This window comes from Sphaerotilus sp. FB-3 (assembly GCF_023706025.1).
Taxonomy (GTDB): domain Bacteria; phylum Pseudomonadota; class Gammaproteobacteria; order Burkholderiales; family Burkholderiaceae_C; genus Sphaerotilus; species Sphaerotilus sulfidivorans.
The window spans coordinates 40,445-58,911 of sequence record NZ_BQWE01000004.1 but is presented as its reverse complement, the minus strand read 5'-3'; the positions used below and the strand labels follow the sequence as shown (position 1 = coordinate 58,911).

Annotated in this window: 16 protein-coding genes; 11 read left to right on the top strand and 5 right to left on the bottom strand. The window is 68.8% G+C overall.

Annotation, left to right across the window (positions count from 1 at the left end; translation table 11 throughout):
* Positions 1–7 precede the first annotated feature (7 nt).
* Positions 8–931: a cysteine synthase A gene (cysK, locus tag NFT33_RS00875; protein WP_149504394.1), complete on the bottom strand. Its 924-nt coding sequence runs from the start codon at positions 929–931 to the stop codon at positions 8–10.
* 133 nt (positions 932–1,064) lie between these two features.
* On the opposite strand from cysK, the gene NFT33_RS00870 reads away from it, so the two are divergent.
* From NFT33_RS00870 to NFT33_RS00860, 3 genes are all read left to right on the top strand, one after another.
* Positions 1,065–1,775 carry a transposase gene (locus tag NFT33_RS00870; RefSeq protein ID WP_220787104.1) on the top strand — a complete coding sequence of 237 codons (711 nt, stop codon included), beginning with the start codon at positions 1,065–1,067 and terminating at the stop codon, positions 1,773–1,775.
* Positions 1,776–1,900: 125 nt separating this feature from the next.
* Positions 1,901–6,658, top strand: coding sequence for a glutamate synthase-related protein (locus tag NFT33_RS00865; RefSeq protein WP_251672584.1), 4,758 nt, complete (start codon positions 1,901–1,903; stop codon positions 6,656–6,658).
* 28 nt (positions 6,659–6,686) lie between these two features.
* Positions 6,687–8,159: a glutamate synthase subunit beta gene (locus NFT33_RS00860; protein ID WP_251672583.1), complete on the top strand. Its 1,473-nt coding sequence runs from the start codon at positions 6,687–6,689 to the stop codon at positions 8,157–8,159.
* A 74-nt stretch (positions 8,160–8,233) separates the two neighbouring features.
* Here NFT33_RS00860 and NFT33_RS00855 read toward each other — a convergent pair whose 3' ends face one another.
* Positions 8,234–8,986, bottom strand: a complete 753-nt coding sequence (locus NFT33_RS00855; protein WP_251672582.1) for a methyltransferase — start codon at positions 8,984–8,986, stop codon at positions 8,234–8,236.
* Positions 8,987–9,158: 172 nt separating this feature from the next.
* On the opposite strand from NFT33_RS00855, the gene NFT33_RS00850 reads away from it, so the two are divergent.
* The 6 genes from NFT33_RS00850 (at position 9,159) to NFT33_RS00825 (ending at position 13,134) form a co-directional block, all read left to right on the top strand.
* Positions 9,159–9,971 carry an ABC transporter ATP-binding protein gene (locus tag NFT33_RS00850; RefSeq protein ID WP_251672630.1) on the top strand — a complete coding sequence of 271 codons (813 nt, stop codon included), beginning with the start codon at positions 9,159–9,161 and terminating at the stop codon, positions 9,969–9,971.
* A complete protein-coding gene (gene mlaE / locus NFT33_RS00845; RefSeq protein WP_251672581.1) occupies positions 9,968–10,756 on the top strand; it encodes a lipid asymmetry maintenance ABC transporter permease subunit MlaE in 789 nt (262 codons plus the stop codon). Before NFT33_RS00850 ends, mlaE begins: the two co-directional genes overlap by 4 nt.
* Positions 10,757–10,789: 33 nt before the next feature.
* Complete coding sequence (gene mlaD / locus NFT33_RS00840) at positions 10,790–11,272, top strand: outer membrane lipid asymmetry maintenance protein MlaD (protein ID WP_251672580.1); 483 nt, start codon at positions 10,790–10,792, stop codon at positions 11,270–11,272.
* Positions 11,269–12,057: an MlaA family lipoprotein gene (locus tag NFT33_RS00835; protein ID WP_251672579.1), complete on the top strand. Its 789-nt coding sequence runs from the start codon at positions 11,269–11,271 to the stop codon at positions 12,055–12,057. The genes mlaD and NFT33_RS00835 overlap by 4 nt, the downstream gene beginning before the upstream one ends.
* Before the next feature lie 127 nt (positions 12,058–12,184).
* Complete coding sequence (locus tag NFT33_RS00830) at positions 12,185–12,820, top strand: MlaC/ttg2D family ABC transporter substrate-binding protein (protein ID WP_251672578.1); 636 nt, start codon at positions 12,185–12,187, stop codon at positions 12,818–12,820.
* A gap of 11 nt (positions 12,821–12,831) precedes the next feature.
* Entirely contained in the window at positions 12,832–13,134 is a 303-nt protein-coding gene (locus tag NFT33_RS00825) for an STAS domain-containing protein (protein ID WP_251672577.1), read from the top strand.
* 16 nt (positions 13,135–13,150) lie between these two features.
* Here the strand turns inward: NFT33_RS00825 and NFT33_RS00820 are convergent, their stop codons facing one another.
* The 3 genes from NFT33_RS00820 to NFT33_RS00810 all read right to left on the bottom strand — a co-directional run bounded on the left by NFT33_RS00820 (position 13,151) and on the right by NFT33_RS00810 (position 15,829).
* Positions 13,151–14,002 carry an SIS domain-containing protein gene (locus NFT33_RS00820; RefSeq protein ID WP_173806009.1) on the bottom strand — a complete coding sequence of 284 codons (852 nt, stop codon included), beginning with the start codon at positions 14,000–14,002 and terminating at the stop codon, positions 13,151–13,153.
* 61 nt (positions 14,003–14,063) lie between these two features.
* Positions 14,064–15,521 carry a glucose-6-phosphate dehydrogenase gene (gene zwf, locus NFT33_RS00815; protein WP_149504384.1) on the bottom strand — a complete coding sequence of 486 codons (1,458 nt, stop codon included), beginning with the start codon at positions 15,519–15,521 and terminating at the stop codon, positions 14,064–14,066.
* Between the two features lie 128 nt (positions 15,522–15,649).
* Positions 15,650–15,829, bottom strand: a complete 180-nt coding sequence (locus NFT33_RS00810) for a hypothetical protein (RefSeq protein ID WP_220787096.1) — start codon at positions 15,827–15,829, stop codon at positions 15,650–15,652.
* 3 nt (positions 15,830–15,832) lie between these two features.
* Here NFT33_RS00810 and tal point away from each other — a divergent pair, with 3 nt between their 5' ends.
* Together tal and pgi are read left to right on the top strand one after the other, a co-directional pair.
* Complete coding sequence (gene tal / locus NFT33_RS00805; protein WP_251672576.1) at positions 15,833–16,789, top strand: transaldolase; 957 nt, start codon at positions 15,833–15,835, stop codon at positions 16,787–16,789.
* A gap of 16 nt (positions 16,790–16,805) precedes the next feature.
* The gene (gene pgi, locus NFT33_RS00800) at positions 16,806–18,458 is read left to right on the top strand and encodes a glucose-6-phosphate isomerase (protein ID WP_251672575.1); all 1,653 of its coding nucleotides are present in this window, start codon (positions 16,806–16,808) and stop codon (positions 18,456–18,458) included.
* The last annotated feature ends 9 nt before the right edge of the window (positions 18,459–18,467 follow it).

The following is an 18,467-nucleotide window of genomic DNA, read 5'->3' as shown; positions in this document are numbered from 1 at the left end:
GCGGGGCTCAGCCCTCGACCGGCAGGAAGCCCTCGATCGACAGATAGCGCTCGCCGGTGTCGTAGTTGAAGCCGAGCACGCGGCTGCCGGCCGGCAGCTCGGCCAGCTTCTGGGCGATGGCCGCCAGCGTGGCGCCGCTGGAGATGCCCACCAGCAGACCTTCCTCGCGGGCGCTGCGGCGGGCCATCTCGCGTGCGGCCTCGGCCTCGACCTGGATCACGCCGTCGAGCAGATCGGTGTGCAGGTTCTTCGGCACGAAGCCGGCGCCGATGCCCTGGATCGGGTGCGGCGCGGGCGCGCCGCCGCTGATGACCGGCGAGGCCGCCGGCTCGACCGCAAACACCTTCAGGTTCGGCCAGGCCGCCTTGAGCACCTGCGCGCAGCCCGACAGGTGGCCGCCGGTGCCCACGCCGGTGATCAGCACGTCCAGACCCTCGGGAAAGTCGGCCAGGATCTCCTGCGCCGTGGTGCGCACATGCACCGCGACATTGGCCGGATTCTCGAACTGCTGCGGCATCCAGGCGCCGGGCGTGGCGGCGACCAGTTCCTGCGCCTTCTCGATCGCGCCCTTCATGCCCTTCTCGCGCGGCGTCAGCACGAACTTCGCGCCATAGGCCAGCATCAGGCGGCGGCGCTCGATGCTCATGCTCTCGGGCATCACCAGCACCAGCGGATAGCCCTTGACCGCGGCCACCATCGCCAGGCCGACGCCGGTGTTGCCCGAGGTCGGCTCGACGATGGTGCCACCGGGCTGCAGCGCGCCGCTGGCCTCGGCGTCCTCGATCATCGCCAGCGCGATGCGGTCCTTGATCGAGCCGCCGGGATTGCCGCGCTCGGACTTGATCCAGACCTCATGGCCCGCGCCGAACAGGCGGTTGACGCGGATGTGCGGCGTGCGGCCGATCGTGGCGAGAACGTTGTCAGCTTTCATCGGAGTTCCTTGCCCTGGTACGAGCGCGTGACAGATGGGATGGGGGGTGGAAAATGTGCATTCTGGCCCATCGACAGCATCACCGTCGGCCAAGCCTCCCCCTGTCCGATCCGACCTGTCCCGGTTCCCGCTCATGGCCCGACTGCCTCGCCTCTCCATCGCCGGTCTTGCTCACCATGTCATCCAGCGCGGCCACAACCGCCAGCCGATCTTTCTCGACGACGAGGACCGCCTGGCCTACCTGGCCGCGCTGCGCGAGTCGGCCGCGCTGCACCGGGTCGCGGTGCATGCCTATGTGCTGATGAACGACCATCTGCACCTGCTGGTGACGCCGCCGACCGCCGAGGCGCTGAGCAAGATGCTGCAGGCGATCGGCCGGCGCTATGTCGCGGCCTTCAACCGCCGCCATGGCCGCATCGGCACGCTGTGGGACGGGCGCTTCCGTGCCACCGTCATCGAGAACGGGCCGCACCTGCTGACCTGCATGCGCTACATCGAGCAGAACCCCCAGCGCCTGATTCCGCCCACGCCGGCGGGCGACTACGCCTGGTCCAGCGCGATGCACCATCTCGGACGCCGGCGCGACACGCTGGTGAGCACGCATCTGTGCCACTGGCAGCTCGGCAACACGCCCTTCGAGCGTGAACTGGCCTGGCAGCGCCTGCTCGACGAGCCGCTGACGCCCGAGGAGGTGCAGCAGCACACCGACAGCGCCACCAAGGGCTGGGCGCTGGGTTCTGGCGCGTTTCTTGCAAAACTGGGCGCCTCCTGCGAGCGTCCGATGGCGCCGCGTCCCCGGGGGCGTCCGGCACGGTCGACCAAGGTGGATCCAGTCTGTCCCTAATTTTTTTTGCGGATTGGTTGGATCTGGATTCAAGGAGTCTGACCCCTTTTTGTTTTGCTTGAGGGGTCTGCTGCACTGCGGTAGATTCGCACGGTTTTCCCTATTGTCATTCCTAGGAGTGCGCCATGAGCCAGGCCGCCTCGGGACCCGCGTCCCGCCAAGAGATCCAGACCTTCGCTGCCGGCGGTCTGTATGACCCGACCCAGGAACACGATGCCTGCGGCGTCGGCTTCGTCGCGCACATCAAGGGCCAGAAGGCGCATTCCATCGTCGAGCAGGGTCTGAAGATCCTCGAGAACCTCGACCACCGCGGCGCGGTCGGCGCCGACCCGCTGATGGGCGACGGCGCGGGCATCCTGATCCAGATCCCGGACGAGTTCTTCCGCGCCGAGATGGCCAAGCAGGGCGTCGATCTGCCTCCGCCGGGCGAGTACGGCGTCGGCATGATCTTCCTGCCGAAGGAGCACGCCTCCCGTCTGGCCTGCGAGCAGGAGCTCGAGCGCGCCGTCAAGGCCGAGGGCCAGGTGCTGCTGGGCTGGCGCGACGTGCCGGTGGACGCCGACATGCCGATGTCGCCCACCGTGCGCAAGACCGAGCCGGTGATCCGCCAGATCTTCATCGGCCGTGGCGCCGACGTGATCGTGCCGGACGCACTCGAGCGCAAGCTGTATGTCATCCGCAAGACCGCGTCCGCCGCGATCCAGCGCCTGAAGCTCACGCACAGCCGCGAGTACTACGTGCCCAGCATGTCGTGCCGCACCATCATCTACAAGGGCCTGCTGCTGGCCGACCAGGTCGGCAAGTACTACCTCGACCTGCAGGATCCGGCCTGCGTGTCGGCGCTGGCCCTGGTGCACCAGCGCTTCTCGACCAACACCTTCCCCGAGTGGCCGCTGGCCCACCCGTACCGGATGGTCGCCCACAACGGCGAGATCAACACCGTCAAGGGCAACTTCAACTGGATGCGCGCCCGCGAAGGCGTCATGAAGTCGCCGGTGCTGGGCGACGACCTGAAGAAGCTCTATCCGATCAGCTTCGAGGGCCAGTCGGACACCGCGACCTTCGACAACGCGCTCGAGCTGCTGTCGATGTCGGGCTACCCGCTTGCGCATGCCGCGATGATGATGATCCCGGAAGCCTGGGAGCAGCACGCGACGATGGACGAGCGCCGCCGCGCCTTCTACGAGTACCACGCCGCGATGATCGAGCCGTGGGACGGCCCGGCCGCGATGGTCTTCACCGACGGCAAGCAGATCGGCGCGACGCTGGACCGCAACGGCCTGCGCCCGGCCCGCTACATCGTCACCGACGATGACCTGGTGGTGATGGCCTCGGAGTCGGGCACGCTGCCGATCGCCGAGAACCGCATCGTCAAGAAGTGGCGCCTGCAGCCGGGCAAGATGTTCCTGATCGACTTCGAGCAGGGCCGCATCATCGACGACGAGGAGCTGAAGAACCAGTTCGCGTCGGCCAAGCCCTATCGCCAGTGGATCGAGAACGTGCGCATCCGTCTGGACGCGGTGCCGGCCGATGCCGCGCCGATCGCCAGCGAGGTCAGCCTGCTCGACCGCCAGCAGGCCTTCGGCTACACCCAGGAAGACATCAAGTTCCTGATGGCGCCGATGGCCGCCAACGGCGAGGAAGGCATCGGCTCGATGGGCAACGACAGCCCGCTGGCGGTGCTGTCGGACAAGAACAAGCCGCTGTACAACTACTTCAAGCAGCTGTTCGCCCAGGTCACGAACCCGCCGATCGACCCGATCCGCGAAGCGATCGTGATGTCGCTCAACAGCTTCATCGGCCCGAAGCCGAACCTGCTCGACATCAACGCGGTCAACCCGCCGATGCGCCTGGAGGTCTCGCAGCCGATCCTGGACTTCCAGGACATGGCGCGCCTGCGCAACATCGAGCGCCACACCGGCGGCAAGTTCAAGCCCTATGAGCTGAACATCACCTATCCGCTGTCCTGGGGCAAGGCCGGCGTCGAGGCCAAGCTGGCGTCGCTGTGCGCTGAAGCCGTCGATGCGATCAAGTCGGGCCACAACATCCTGATCATCACCGACCGCTGGATGGACAGCGAGCTGGTGGCGATTCCGGCGCTGCTGGCGCTCTCCGCGGTGCACCACCACCTGGTGCGCGAGGGCCTGCGCACGACCGCCGGCCTGGTGGTCGAGACCGCGTCGGCGCGCGAAGTGCATCACTTCGCGGTGCTGGCCGGCTACGGCGCCGAGGCGGTGCACCCGTATCTGGCGATGGAAACCCTCGTCGAGATGCACAAGGAGCTGCCGGGCAACCTGTCCGCCGACAAGGCCATCTACAACTACGTCAAGGCGATCGGCAAGGGTCTGTCGAAGATCATGTCGAAGATGGGCGTGTCGACCTACATGTCCTACTGCGGCGCGCAGCTGTTCGAGGCCATCGGTCTGCAGAAGGACTTCGTGCAGAAGTACTTCCGCGGCACCCCGACCCAGGTCGAGGGCATCGGCGTGTTCGAGGTCGCCGAGGAAGCCATCCGCAACCACATCGCCGCCTTCGGGGACGACCCGGTGCTGGCGACGATGCTGGACGCGGGCGGCGAGTACGCCTGGCGTGCCCGCGGCGAGGAGCACATGTGGACGCCGGACGCGATCGCGAAGCTGCAGCACAGCACGCGCTCGGGCAAGTTCGACACCTACAAGGAATACGCCCAGATCATCAACGACCAGAGCCGCCGTCACCTGACGCTGCGCGGCCTGTTCGAGTTCAGGCTGGATCCGACCAAGGCCATCCCGATCGAGGAGGTCGAGCCGGCGGCCGAGATCGTCAAGCGCTTCGCCACCGGTGCGATGTCGCTGGGCTCGATCAGCACCGAAGCCCACTCGACGCTGGCGCTGGCGATGAACCGCATCGGCGGCAAGTCCAACACCGGCGAAGGCGGCGAGGACCAGGCACGCTACCGCAACGAGCTCAAGGGCATTCCCATCAACGCCGGCACCAAGGTGTCGGACGTGATCGGTGCCAAGCAGATCGAGGCCGACTACGAGATGAAGGCCGGCGACAGCCTGCGCTCGAAGATCAAGCAGGTCGCGTCGGGCCGCTTCGGCGTCACGACCGAGTACCTGGTCTCGGCCGACCAGATCCAGATCAAGATGGCCCAGGGCGCCAAGCCGGGCGAGGGTGGTCAGCTGCCGGGCGGCAAGGTCTCCGAGTACATCGGCAAGCTGCGTCACTCGGTGCCGGGCGTGGGCCTGATCTCGCCGCCGCCGCACCATGACATCTACTCGATCGAGGATCTGGCGCAGCTGATCCACGACCTGAAGAACGTCAACCCGAAGTCGGACATCTCGGTCAAGCTGGTGTCGGAAGTGGGCGTGGGCACCATCGCCGCGGGCGTGACCAAGTGCAAGGCCGACCACATCGTGATCGCCGGCCATGACGGCGGCACGGGTGCCTCGCCCTGGTCGTCGATCAAGCACTGCGGCACGCCGTGGGAGCTGGGCCTGGCTGAAACCCAGCAGACCCTGGTGCTCAACCGCCTGCGCGGCCGTGTGCGCGTGCAGGCCGACGGCCAGATGAAGACCGGCCGCGACGTGGTCATCGGCGCGCTGCTGGGCGCCGACGAGTTCGGCTTCGCGACCGCGCCGCTGGTGGTCGAGGGCTGCATCATGATGCGCAAGTGCCACCTGAACACCTGCCCGGTGGGCGTGGCCACGCAGGATCCGGTGCTGCGCAAGAAGTTCTCGGGCAAGCCCGAGCATGTCGTCAACTACTTCTTCTTCGTCGCCGAGGAAGCCCGCCAGATCATGGCGCAGCTGGGCATCCGCAAGTTCGACGATCTGGTCGGCCGCGCCGATCTGCTCGACACGAAGAAGGCGATCTCGCACTGGAAGGCCAAGGGCCTGGACTTCTCGAAGGTCTTCTTCCAGCCGCCGGTGCCGGCCGACGTGCCGCGCCGCCATGTGGACCACCAGGACCACGGCCTGGAGAAGGCGCTCGACCACAAGCTGATCGCCAAGGCCAAGGCCGCGATCGACAAGGGCGAGAAGACGCAGTTCATGGAAGACGTGCGCAACGTCAACCGCTCGGTGGGCGCGATGCTCTCGGGCGAGCTGATCAAGCACCATCCGGACGGTCTGCCCGACGAGACGGTGTTCGTGCAGATGGAGGGCACCGGCGGCCAGAGCTTCGGCGCCTTCCTGGCCAGCGGCATCACCTTCTACCTGATCGGCGAAGGCAACGACTACACCGGCAAGGGCCTGTCGGGCGGCCGCATCGTGGTGCGTCCGTCGATCGAGTTCCGTGGCGACGCCTCGAAGAACATCATCGTCGGCAACACCGCGCTGTTCGGCGCCACCAGCGGCGAGGCCTTCTTCCGCGGCGTGGCCGGCGAGCGCTTCGCGGTGCGTCTGTCGGGCGCCACCACGGTGGTCGAGGGCACCGGCGACCACGGCTGCGAGTACATGACCGGCGGCACCGCGGTGGTGCTGGGCAAGACCGGCCGCAACTTCGCGGCCGGCATGTCGGGCGGCGTGGCCTATGTCTATGACGAGGACGGCCTGTTCTCGACCCGCTGCAACACCGCCCAGGTCGCGCTGGACAAGGTGCTGCCCGCCGCCGAGCAGGAGAAGACGGCCGACTTCGCCGTCTGGCACAAGGGCCAGACCGACGAGGCGCTGCTGAAGAAGCTGATCGAGGACCACCACCGCTGGACCGGCTCGCTGCGGGCCCGCGACATCCTCGACAACTGGAGCGAGGCTCGCGCGAAGTTCGTCAAGGTCTTCCCGACCGAGTACAAGCGCGCGCTGGCCGAGATCAATGCCGCCAAGGCTGCCGACGCCACCATCGCGCGCGCCAAGGGCGACGTGAAGGGCGACGGCAAGGCCCAGACGGTCCCGGCCAAGTAATCACCTCTTCTTCGAGATTGAACGCATCATGGGTAAGGTCACTGGTTTCCTCGAGTACGAGCGCATCGAAGAAGGTTACGAGCCGGTCGAGAAGCGCCTGAAGAGCTACAAGGAATTCGTCATCGGTCTGACGCCCGAGCAGGCGAAGGTCCAGGGCGCGCGCTGCATGGACTGCGGCACGCCGTTCTGCAACAACGGCTGCCCGGTCAACAACATCATTCCGGACTTCAACGACCTGGTCTATCACCAGGACTGGCAGAACGCGATCACGGTGCTGCACAGCACCAACAACTTCCCCGAGTTCACCGGCCGCATCTGCCCGGCGCCGTGCGAGGCCGCCTGCGTGGCCAACATCAACGGCGACGCGATCGGCATCAAGTCGATCGAGCACGCGATCATCGACCGGGCATGGGCCGAAGGCTGGGTCAAGCCGCAGCCGGCCAAGGTCAAGACCGGCAAGAAGGTCGCCATCGTCGGCGCCGGCCCGGCCGGTCTGGCCGCGGCCCAGCAGCTGGCGCGCGTCGGCCATGAGGTGACCGTGTTCGAGAAGAACGACAAGGTCGGCGGCCTGCTGCGCTACGGCATTCCCGACTTCAAGCTCGACAAGGGCCACATCGACCGTCGCGTCAAGCAGCTCGAGGCCGAAGGCATCAAGTTCCGCACCAACGTCGTCGTCGGCGAGTGGCCGAAGGGCTCCAAGGTCACCAACTGGGCCAAGGAAACCGTCAGCGCCGAGAGCCTGAAGGCCGAGTTCGACGCGGTGCTGCTGACCGGCGGCTCCGAGCAGTCGCGCGACCTGCCGATCCCGGGCCGCGAGCTGTCGGGCATCCATTTCGCGATGGAGCTGCTGCCTCAGCAGAACAAGGTCAACGACGGCGGCAAGGTGAAGGAGAAGGATCTTATCCGCGCCGACGGCAAGCATGTCATCGTCATCGGTGGCGGCGACACCGGCAGCGACTGCGTGGGCACCTCCAACCGCCACGGCGCCGCCAGCGTCACCCAGTTCGAGGTGATGCCGCAGCCGCCCGAGCAGGAGAACAAGCCGCTGGTCTGGCCCTACTGGCCGCTGAAGCTGCGCACCTCCTCGAGCCACGAGGAAGGCTGCGTGCGCGAGTTCGCCATCTCCACCAAGGAATTCGTCGGCAAGGATGGCAAGGTCACCGGCCTGAAGACCGTGCATGTCGAGTTCAAGGACGGCAAGCTGGTCGAGATCCCCGGCACCGAGAAGGAATACAAGGCCGATCTGGTGCTGCTGGCGATGGGCTTCGTCAATCCGGTCGCCTCGGTGCTGGACTCCTTCGGCGTGGCCAAGGATGCACGCGGCAACATCAAGGCCACGACCGAGATCGACGGCGGCTACAGGACCAGCGTCGACAAGGTCTTCGCCGCTGGCGACATGCGCCGCGGCCAGTCGCTGGTGGTCTGGGCGATCCGCGAAGGCCGCCAGGCCGCCCGCGCGGTCGACGAGTTCCTGATGGGCTCGACCACGCTGCCGCGCTGATCACGCATCGCTCGATGCCGCCGGGGCCGTGCGCCCCGGATGTGCTGCTGCAGGCCGCCTCCGGGCGGCCTGTGTCATTGCGGGCGCTTGGGGCGCGCCTCGTAGACAAACAGCCAGAAGCCGCTGCGCGCGACCCATTCGGCCGCCAGCAGCTCGACCGCCATCTGCTCGCCCAGCGCCTCCAGCGGCGCCGGGTCGGAAATGTTGGCGTAGGAGAAGAAGGCGCGGCCCTGGGGGGCCAGATGCGCAGGCAGCTGCTCGAAGAAGCGCCAGGCCAGCTGACCGGCGGTGTCATCGAGCGCCGGATGGCGTCGGCCGCCATGGTCGGCGTGCATCAGCGGCAGGTTGAACAGCACGCTGTCGAAGCGCTGCGGTGCCGGACCGGCCACCGGTGCGAACAGGTCGCCCTGGCGCACCTGGGCCCGTGCGGCCAGGCCGGCGCGCTCCAGATTGGCCTGGGTGGCGTGCACCGCCGCGTCGGTCACGTCGAGCATCAGCACCTCGTCGGCCAGGCCCTGGTGCAGCAGCGTCAGCCCGAGCACGCCGGTGCCGCAGCCCAGCTCCAGCAGCCGGCCCAGACGCGGGCGCTCGCGCAGCAGCGTGCGCAGGATGAACTGGCTGCTCGAGGCCGCATGCGGGCGATACAGCCCCGGCGGCGTGTCGATCTCGAGCCCGTGCACCGGGCTGCGCCCGCCGTCCTCGGCCAGCGCGACCACATGGCGTTCATGTTCGTCGACCGAGAAGGGCGACAGCATGGTGGCCATCGTGGCGGGCAGACGACCGCGGCGCAGCTCGTCGAAGGGCGTGGGCAGAAGGGGCGGCGTCATGGGCGACATCATGGTCGACATGATGACGCAGGCCGGCGACTGTTCTTCAAACTCGCATCGGAGCTTTCCCCTATCATCGGGACATCGCCTTCAGGCGTGAACCTTTTCCGTCTTTTCCTCCTTGTCCTTCTTGCCGCCTTTGGCCGCCTTGCCTGCATCCTCTCCTTCTTCCCTGTCCACGCCTGCGCCGCTGGTCGAGCTGCGCGGGGTGACCTGCGGCTATGGCGACCGCGTCATCCTGCGCGATGTCGATCTGGTGGTGCCGCGCGGCGCGGTCGTCGCGCTGATGGGCACCTCCGGGGGCGGCAAGACCACGGTGCTGCGCCTGATCGGCCGCCAGATCGAGGCCTCGGTCGGTCAGGTGCTGTTCGACGGCACCGAGATCGGCTCGCTCGACCGCGCCGGCCTGATGGCGATGCGTCGGCGCATGGGCATGCTGTTCCAGTTCGGCGCGCTGTTCACCGACCTGTCGGTGTTCGACAACGTCGCCTTCCCCTTGCGCGAACACACCGACCTGCCCGAGCCGATGATCCGCGACCTGGTGCTGATGAAGCTCGACGCGGTGGGCCTGCGCGGCGCGCGCGACCTGATGCCCAGCCAGATCTCCGGCGGCATGAGCCGTCGGGTCGCGCTGGCGCGCGCGATCGCGCTCGATCCGGAGCTGATCATGTATGACGAGCCTTTCGCCGGCCTCGATCCGATCTCGATGGGCGTGGCCGCGCGGCTGATCCGCCAGCTCAACGACGCGCTGGGCGTGACCAGCATCGTCGTCTCGCACGATGTCGACGAGACCTTCTCGATCGCTGACCATGTCGTCTTCATCGCCAACGGCGGCATCGCCGCGCAGGGCTCGCCCGAGGCGCTGCGCCGCAGCGACGATCCGCTGGTGAGGCAGTTCGTCAGTGCCGCGCCGGACGGCCCGGTGCGCTTCCACTACGCCGCCGCGCCGATCGCCGAGGACTTCGGCCTGGGGGCAGGTCGGTGAGCGGCCCGCTCGAGCTGCTTGCGCGCCTGGGCGCAGCGGTGCGCGGCAGCCTGGCCGACATCGGCGACGCCGCGCGGCTGCTGCTGCGCCTGCTGGCGCTGGTGCCTGCGGCGCTGGCGCGCCTGCGGCTGGTGTCGGACCAGATCCATTTCCTGGGCAACCACTCGCTGGCGATCATCGGCGTGTCGGGCCTGTTCGTCGGCTTCGTGCTGGGGCTGCAGGGCTACTACACGCTGCAGCGCTACGGCTCGAGCGAGGCGCTGGGCCTGCTGGTGGCGCTGTCGCTGGTGCGCGAACTCGGGCCGGTGGTGACCGCGCTGCTGTTCGCCGGCCGCGCCGGCACCGCGCTCACCGCCGAGATCGGTCTGATGAAGTCGGGCGAGCAGCTCGCGGCGATGGAGATGATGGCGGTCGATCCGGTGCGCCGGGTGCTGGCGCCGCGCTTCGTCGGCGGACTGATCGCGATGCCGCTGCTGGCGGCGGTGTTCAGCGCGGTGGGCATCCTCGGCGGCTGGGTGGTGGGCGTGCTGCTGATCGGCGTCGATGCCGGCGCCTTCTGGTCGCAGATGCAGGGCGGCGTCGATGTGTTCAAGGATGTCGGCAACGGGGCGATCAAGAGCATCGTCTTCGGTCTGACCGTCACCTTCGTCGCGCTGCGCCAGGGCTACGCCTGCCGTCCGACGCCCGAGGGCGTGGCCCGCGCGACCACCCGCACCGTGGTGATGGCCTCGCTGGCGGTGCTCGGTCTGGACTTTGTCCTGACCGCATTGATGTTCTCGATCTGAGTCCACGATCCGAAGATCGAAGGAAAAGAATCCATGCAGAAATCCCGCAACGATATCTGGGTCGGCCTGTTCGTCGTGATCGGCGCGGCGGCCCTGCTGTTCCTGGCCCTGAAGGCCGGCAACCTGCTGTCGCTGTCCTTCGACCCGACCTACCGCATCAGCGCACGCTTCGACAACATCGGCGGCCTGAAGGCCGGTGCGGCCGTCAAGAGCGCCGGCGTGGTGGTCGGCCGGGTCACCTCGATCGGCTTCGACGACAAGATGTACCAGGCCAGCGTCGAGATCGAGATGCAGCAGCGCTACGCCTTCCCGAAGGACAGCTCGCTGAAGATCCTGACCGCCGGCCTGCTCGGCGAGCAGTACCTTGGCATCGAGCCGGGCGCCTCCGAGCAGAACCTGGTGGCCGGCGCCACGATCACGCAGACCCAGTCGGCGATCGTGCTGGAGACGCTGATCAGCCAGTTCCTCTACAGCAAGGCCGCCGACGCCAGCGACGCGCCGGCCGCGAAGCCATGAGGCGCGCCGCACTCTGCGCGCTGACGGCCGCAGCGCTGCTGGCCGGCTGCGCCACCGCCCAGCGCCCCGATCCGCTCGAGCCGCTCAACCGCAAGGTCTTCGCCTTCAACGAGGCGGTCGACTCGGCGGTGCTCAAGCCGACTGCCGAGGTCTACCGCGCGGTGCTGCCCACGCCGGCGCAGATCGCGGTGAGCAACTTCTTCGGCAACCTGAAGGACGCCTGGTCGGCGGTCAACCTGCTGCTGCAGGGCCGTGTCGCCGACAGCCTGAGCGATGTGATGCGGGTGGGCACCAACACCGTCTTCGGCTTCATGGGCGTGATGGACATCGCCACCGAGCTCGGCTTCGAGCGCCACGGCGAGGACTTCGGCCAGACCCTGGGCCGCTGGGGCGTGCCGCCCGGCGCCTACATCGTCTGGCCGCTGCTGGGCCCCTCGACGGTGCGCGACTCGGTCGGCCTGCCGGTCGACATGCTGGCCACGCCCGAGTCGCTGGTGAATGTGTCGGTGACGCGCAACTCGATGACCGCGCTGCGGCTGGTCAGCACCCGCGCCGGCCTGCTGTCGACCACCGGTCTGCTCGACGACATCGCGCTCGACAAGTACGCCTTCGTGCGCACCGCCTACCTGCAGCGCCGCCGCAGCCTGGTCTACGACGGCAACCCGCCGGAGGAGGACGACGAGGACGACCTGCCGCCCGTCGCCGCGCCTGCTCCTGAGACTCCTGCAGCCCCGGCTTCCGCCGCGGCCGCCGAGCCGCCGGCGTCCCGGGCTTCAGGAAACTGACAGACTGTGCGGGAACCGCGCCGCCGCTGCACCGCTCTGACCTGAGGCCGCCTGCTGTCCACCGGATGTCATGCGGTCCGTTGAAGATGCCATGCCCCGGTCGAGGGGCATGAAAGAAAGGAAATCCATGCTGACGAAATCCCGCTGGTCCACGCTGATCGCCACGGCTGCACTGGTGCTGGCCACCTCGGTCGCCCAGGCGCAGAGCCAGGCGCCGACCGCACCTGACGCCTGGATCAAGCTGATGTCCGGCGAGGTCATCGAGACCGTCAAGGCCGACAAGGCCATCCAGGGCGGTGACACGAAGAAGGTCATGGCCCTGGTCGATGCCAAGATCCTGCCCAATGTCGACTTCCAGCGCATGACCTCGGCCGCGGTGGGGCGCCACTGGCGCCAGGCCACGCCGGAGCAGCAGAAGCGCCTGCAGGAGGAGTTCAAGACCCTGCTGGTGCGCACCTATGCCGGCGCGCTGTCGCAGATCAAGGACCAGACCGTCGAGCTCAAGCCGCTGCGCGCCAGGCCCGAGGACACCGAAGTGACGGTGCGCACCGAGGTCAAGGGCAAGGGCGATCCGATCCAGCTCGACTACCGCCTGGCCAAGCAGGGCGATGTCTGGAAGATCCACGATGTCAACGTGCTGGGCGTCTGGCTGGTCGAGACCTACCGTGCCAGCTTCGCGCAGGAAATCTCGGCCTCCGGCATCGACGGGCTGATCGCCAAGCTGGCGGAGAAGAACAAGGCCGCCGCCGCGGCCAAGAGCTGAGGATCCGGGTCATGAGCGCTGCCACCGCGCGACTCGAACTGCCGGCCCGTCTGACGCTGGCGGAGGCCCGCGCTGCCGCGGTCGATCTGGGCTCGCGCATCGCTGCCGCACCGGCCGGCGATGTGCTGGTGCTGGATGCCGGCGCGCTCGGCCAGTTCGACTCCAGCGCGCTGGCGGTGCTGCTGGAGCTGCAGCGCCGGGCTGCAGCCGCAGGCCGGCAGCTGCGCGTCGAGCGCGTGCCGGCCCGGCTGGCCGAACTGGCCGGCCTCTACGGGGTTGCCGGGCTGCTGGGCATGGCCGCCTCGCCGGCCTGAAGCCGCCCGGAAGCGCTCAGGGCGCCGTGTAGCGCTTCGCGCGCAGGTTGCGCTTGATGTCCTGGAGCATCGGACGCAGGTCCGGCCCCAGGCGCAGCGCCACGCCGGTGGTCAGGATGTCGATCACCGTCAGGTGCAGCAGGCGGCTGACCATCGGGCTGTAGCGGTCGTAGTCCTCGGGATGGTCGACGCTCAGCAGCACATGCGCCTGATGCGCCAGCGGCGTGCCGCTGGCGGTGATGACGATGGTGGTGGCGCCCCGGCGGCGCGCGATCTCCAGCGCGTCGAGCAGGTCGCGGCTGCGGCCCGAGTTCGAGATGATGACCACGCAGTCGCCCGGCTCGAGCATGGTCGCGGCCATGACCTGCACATGCGCGTCGTTGTAGGCGACCGCATGCACGCCGAGGCGGAAGAACTTGTGCTCGGCGTCGTGCGCGACGATGCCGGAGTTGCCCACGCCGTAGAACTCGATGCGGCGCTTGTCGCGCGCGGCCTGCGTCAGCGCGTCGATCGCGCGCTCGAAGGCGTGCGCCGCGGCGTCGTTGCGGTACTTCAGCAGCGCGCTGACCGCGTTGTCGATGACCTTGACGACCAGATCGGCCGGCTTGTCGTCCTCGTCGACCGAGCGGTGCACGAAGGGCACGCCCTCGTTGACCGTGCCGGCGAGCTTGAGCTTGAAGTCGGCCAGGCCGTCATAGCCGACGCTGCGGCAGAAGCGCACGACGGTCGGCTTGCTGACATGGGCGCGCTCGGCGAGTTCCGCCACCGGCAGGCTGGCGAAGCTGCGCGCGTCGGCCAGCACCAGCTTGCCCACGCGCTGCTCGGCCGGCGACAGCGCCGGCAGCGAGGCGCGGATGCGGTCGAGCATCGGCGGCAGCGCGTTCACGCCGCTGCCGACCGGTGACGAAGATGACGTCGGATGGTTCAACTCACTGTTCCTCGCTCCAGGCGAAGCCGTCGCGGGCGACCAGCGCGCTGGCCGCGGCGGGGCCCCAGCTGCCGGCAGCATAACCGCGCGGCCCCTCGCCGCCGCTGACACGCTCGCGCTCCCAGGCGTCGAGGATCGGCTCGACCCAGCGCCAGGCCTGCTCCTGCTCGTCGCTGCGCACGAACAGGTTCAGCCGCCCGGCGATCGCGTCGAGCAGCAGGCGCTCGTAGGCGCCGACGCGCTCGGTCGGGAAGGCCTTGTCGAAGTCCAGGTCCAGCGAGACCGGCGCCAGCGACTCCGAAGTGCCGCTGCCCTTGGCCGCGAGCAGGTGCAGCTCCAGGCCGTCCTCCGGCTGCAGCTTGATCACCAGCTTGTTGGCGCGCTGCGCGCCGGGGAAGATCGGGTGCGGCACCGGGCGGAAGTTCACGACGATCTGCGCGTCGCGCGCGGCCAGCCGCTTGCCGGTGCGCAGGTAGAAGGGCACGCCGGCCCAGCGCCAGTTCTGCACCTCGGTGCGCAGCGCGACGAAGGTCTCGCAGTGGCTGCCCGCCGGCACCTTCACTTCCTGCTGGTAGCCCGGCACCGCCTGGCCGCCGACGCTGCCGGCGCGGTACTGGCCGCGCACCACGTCGCGCGCGACCGACTCCGGCGTGAAGGGCTTGAGCGACTTCAGGACCTTGAGCTTCTCGTCGCGGATCGCGTCGGCGTCGCTGGTGGAGGGCGGCTCCATCGCGATCATCGTCAGGAGCTGCAGCGCATGGTTCTGGATCATGTCGCGCAGCGCGCCGGTGCGGTCGTAGAAGTCGCCGCGCGTGCCCACGCCGATCGATTCCGACAGCGTGATCTGGATGTTGGCGATGCTCTCGCGGCGCCACAGCGGCTCGAAGAGCGCATTGCCGAAGCGCAGCGCCATCAGGTTCTGCACGCTCGGCTTGCCGAGGTAGTGGTCGATGCGGAAGGCCTGCTCCTCGCGGAAGACCGAGCGCACCACGCGGTTGATCTCCTGCGCGCTGGCCAGGTCGTGGCCCAGGGGCTTCTCCAGCACGACGCGGATGTGCGGCGCGTTCAGGCCGGCGGCGCCGAGCTGCTCGCAGATCGCCGGGAACAGGTGCGGGCTGGTGGCCAGATACAGCACCACGGTGTCGGCGCCGCGCGCGTCCAGCCAGTCCTTCAGGCCGGCGTAGTCCTCCGGCTTGGACAGGTCCATGCGCCGGTAGTGCAGCAGTTCGGCGAAGCGGGCGAACTCCTCGTCGCTCGGGCGCTTGGAGCTGTCGACCTCGTGGAAGCGCTCCTTGATGAAGGCGCGGTATTCCTCGTCGGTGCGCTGGTCGCGCGCCACCGCCAGGATGCGGCCGCCGGCGGGCAGCTTGCCGTGGCGGAAGGCCTGGAACAGCGCGGGCATCAGCTTGCGCCAGGTCAGGTCGCCGGTGCCACCGAAGAAGACGAGATCGAAGGACATGGACATGCCTCGGGAGGTTGGGGCCGCGGTGCGTCGTCGAGGGCCGGGCCGGAAGGGAAGGGAGACCGAGAGAAGGACCGGATGTAACCCGGTTTCAAGAATCATGATGCATCAGTTTCTTCGACCGGTCAATCCGGCCCCCGGATGCGGGCAGGGGCGAGGCGGATCGTGCAGCGCAGCACGATCCGGTAACCGGCTTGTTCCAGCCGGTGACCGATGCGGCTGCCGACTCGGGTTCTAATGTCGGCCTGCAGTGCCGCCGAGATGCGGCGCTTCTCACACCATCTCGTGTCCTTCAGCACGCCCACGCCATGAATCAGCTCGATCAGCTCAAGCAGTTCACCACCGTCGTCGCCGACACCGGCAACTTCAAGCAGCTCGCCCAGTTCGCGCCGCAGGATGCGACGACCAATCCGTCGCTGATCCTGAAGGCGGTGCAGCAGCCCGAGTACGCGCCGCTGCTGGCCGAGACGGTGGCGGCGCACCGCGGCCGCGCGCTCGACGAGATCGTCGACGAGGTGCTGGTGCGCTTCGGCCTGGAGATCCTGAAGGTGGTGCCGGGCCGCGTCTCGACCGAGGTCGACGCGCGCCTGAGCTTCGACACCGCCGCCACGGTCGCGCGCGCGCACCGCCTGATCGCGCTGTACGAGGCCGCGGGCATCCCGCGCGAGCGGGTGCTGATCAAGATCGCCTCCACCTGGGAGGGCATCGAGGCGGCGCGCCAGCTCGAGAAGGAAGGCATCCGCTGCAACCTGACGCTGCTGTTCGCCTTCTGCCAGGCGGTGGCCTGCGGCGACGCCGGCATCCAGCTGATCAGCCCCTTCGTCGGCCGCATCTACGACTGGTACAAGAAGTCCGCCGGCGCCCAGTGGAACGAGGCCGCGATGGCCGGCGCCAACGACCCCGGCGTGAAGTCGGTCAGCCAGATCTACACCTACTACAAGAAGTTCGGCATCGCCACCGAGGTGATGGGCGCGAGCTTCCGCAACGTCGGCCAGATCAACGCGCTGTCGGGCTGCGACCTGCTGACGATCAGCCCGGACCTGCTGGCGCAGCTGCAGGGCGCCGACGCCCCGGTGGCGCGCGCGCTCGACGCCGCGGCCGCCCGGGATGCCGCGATCGACGAGGTGCATTTCGACGAGGCCGCCTTCCGCTGGGCGCTCAACGAGGACGCGATGGCCACCGAGAAGCTCGCCGAGGGCATCCGCGCCTTCGCGGTCGACGCGGGCAAGCTCGACCGCATGATCCTCGACCTGCAGGCCGCCTGAGCCGGGAGCGCGCACGATGAGCACCGCACCGCGCTGCGACCGCACCGAGGCCTGGGCCCGCCTGGCCGACCACCATGCCGGCGCCGGCCGCGCCCTCGACCTGCGCCAGGCCTTCGCGGCCGACGCGGGCCGCGCCGGGGCCTTCTCGCTGCAGGCGCCGGAGGTTTTCGCCGACCTGTCGAAGAACCTGTGGGACGCCGACACCCGCGCGCTGCTGCTGGCGCTGGCGCGCGAGTGCCGGATCGAGCAGCGCCGCGACGCGATGCTCGCCGGCGAGCCGATCAACCACACCGAAGGCCGCGCGGTGCTGCACACCGCGCTGCGCGCCCCGCGCGGTGCGGCCCCGTTCGGCGACGAGGTGCATGAGGTGCTCGACCGCATGCTCGCCTATGTCGAGCAGGTGCGCGACACCGCCGCGAGCGGCATCCGCCATGTGGTCAACATCGGCATCGGCGGCTCCGATCTGGGGCCGCAGATGGTGGTGCCGGCGCTGGACGCCTACACCAGCCCGGCGCTGACGCTGCACTTCGTCTCCAACGTCGACGGCCACGACATCGCGCCGGTGCTGCGCCGGCTGGACCCGCGCGAGACGCTGGTCATCGTCGCGTCCAAGACCTTCACGACGCAGGAGACGATGGCCAACGCGGCGGTGGCCCGCGCCTGGTTCCTGGCCGGCTACGGCGAGGGCGGCGAGGCGGCGATCGCGAAGCACTTCGCCGCGACCACCACCAACGTGGCGGCGGCGGCGAAGTTCGGCATCACGACCACCTTCGGCTTCTGGGACTGGGTCGGCGGGCGCTATTCGCTGTGGAGCGCCATCGGCCTGCCGATCGCGCTGGCGGTCGGCGCGGAGAACTTCCGCGCGCTGCTGGCCGGCGCGCATGCGATGGACCGCCACTTCGCCGAGGCGCCGCTGGAAGAGAACCTGCCGATCCAGCTCGGCCTGCTCGATGTCTGGTACCGCAACTTCCTGGGCTTCTCCAGCCGCTCGGTCGCGCCTTATCACCAGGGCCTGCGCCGGCTGCCGGCCTATCTGCAGCAGCTGGAGATGGAGTCCAACGGCAAGAGCGTCGACCTCGACGGCGAGCCGCTGCCCTTCGGCACCTCGCCGGTGGTCTGGGGCGAGGCCGGCACCAACGGCCAGCACGCCTACTTCCAGATGCTGCACCAGGGCACCGACGTGATCCCGGTGGAGTTCGTCGCGGTGAAGACGCCGTGCTACCGCGCCGAGGGCATCGCCGAGCTGCCCGAGGGCGTGCGCGCCGGCCTGGCCGACCAGCACCACAAGCTGCTTGCCAACTGCCTGGCGCAGAGCCAGGCGCTGATGCTGGGCAAGTCGACCGACGAGGCGATGGGCGAATCCGCGCCGACCGCCTCGAAGGCGCTGGACGCGACCACGGTCGCACGCCACCGCACCTTTCCCGGCAACCGGCCGAGCACGACGCTGGTCCTCGACCAGCTCACGCCGGCGGCGCTGGGCGCGCTGATCGCGCTCTACGAGCACCGCGTCTTCACCAGCGGCGCGCTGTGGCGCATCAACAGCTTCGACCAGTGGGGCGTGGAGCTGGGCAAGGCGCTGTGCAGCCAGCTGCTGCCGCGCTTCGCCACCGGCGACACGGCCGGGCTGGACGGCTCGACCGCGGCGCTGCTGGACCGGCTGCTGGGCTGATGCGCTGAT

Excerpts from the sequence above, each read along its gene's own strand:
- cysK (WP_149504394.1), bottom strand. The coding sequence starts at position 931 with ATGAAAGCTGACAACGTTCTCGCCACGATCGGCCGCACGCCGCACATC.
- NFT33_RS00870 (WP_220787104.1), top strand. The coding sequence starts at position 1,065 with ATGGCCCGACTGCCTCGCCTCTCCATCGCCGGTCTTGCTCACCATGTC.
- NFT33_RS00865 (WP_251672584.1), top strand. The coding sequence starts at position 1,901 with ATGAGCCAGGCCGCCTCGGGACCCGCGTCCCGCCAAGAGATCCAGACC.
- NFT33_RS00860 (WP_251672583.1), top strand. The coding sequence starts at position 6,687 with ATGGGTAAGGTCACTGGTTTCCTCGAGTACGAGCGCATCGAAGAAGGT.
- NFT33_RS00855 (WP_251672582.1), bottom strand. The coding sequence starts at position 8,986 with ATGACGCCGCCCCTTCTGCCCACGCCCTTCGACGAGCTGCGCCGCGGT.
- mlaD (WP_251672580.1), top strand. The coding sequence starts at position 10,790 with ATGCAGAAATCCCGCAACGATATCTGGGTCGGCCTGTTCGTCGTGATC.
- NFT33_RS00835 (WP_251672579.1), top strand. The coding sequence starts at position 11,269 with ATGAGGCGCGCCGCACTCTGCGCGCTGACGGCCGCAGCGCTGCTGGCC.
- NFT33_RS00830 (WP_251672578.1), top strand. The coding sequence starts at position 12,185 with ATGCTGACGAAATCCCGCTGGTCCACGCTGATCGCCACGGCTGCACTG.
- NFT33_RS00825 (WP_251672577.1), top strand. The coding sequence starts at position 12,832 with ATGAGCGCTGCCACCGCGCGACTCGAACTGCCGGCCCGTCTGACGCTG.
- NFT33_RS00820 (WP_173806009.1), bottom strand. The coding sequence starts at position 14,002 with ATGCTCGACCGCATCCGCGCCTCGCTGCCGGCGCTGTCGCCGGCCGAG.
- zwf (WP_149504384.1), bottom strand. The coding sequence starts at position 15,521 with ATGTCCTTCGATCTCGTCTTCTTCGGTGGCACCGGCGACCTGACCTGG.
- tal (WP_251672576.1), top strand. The coding sequence starts at position 15,833 with ATGAATCAGCTCGATCAGCTCAAGCAGTTCACCACCGTCGTCGCCGAC.
- pgi (WP_251672575.1), top strand. The coding sequence starts at position 16,806 with ATGAGCACCGCACCGCGCTGCGACCGCACCGAGGCCTGGGCCCGCCTG.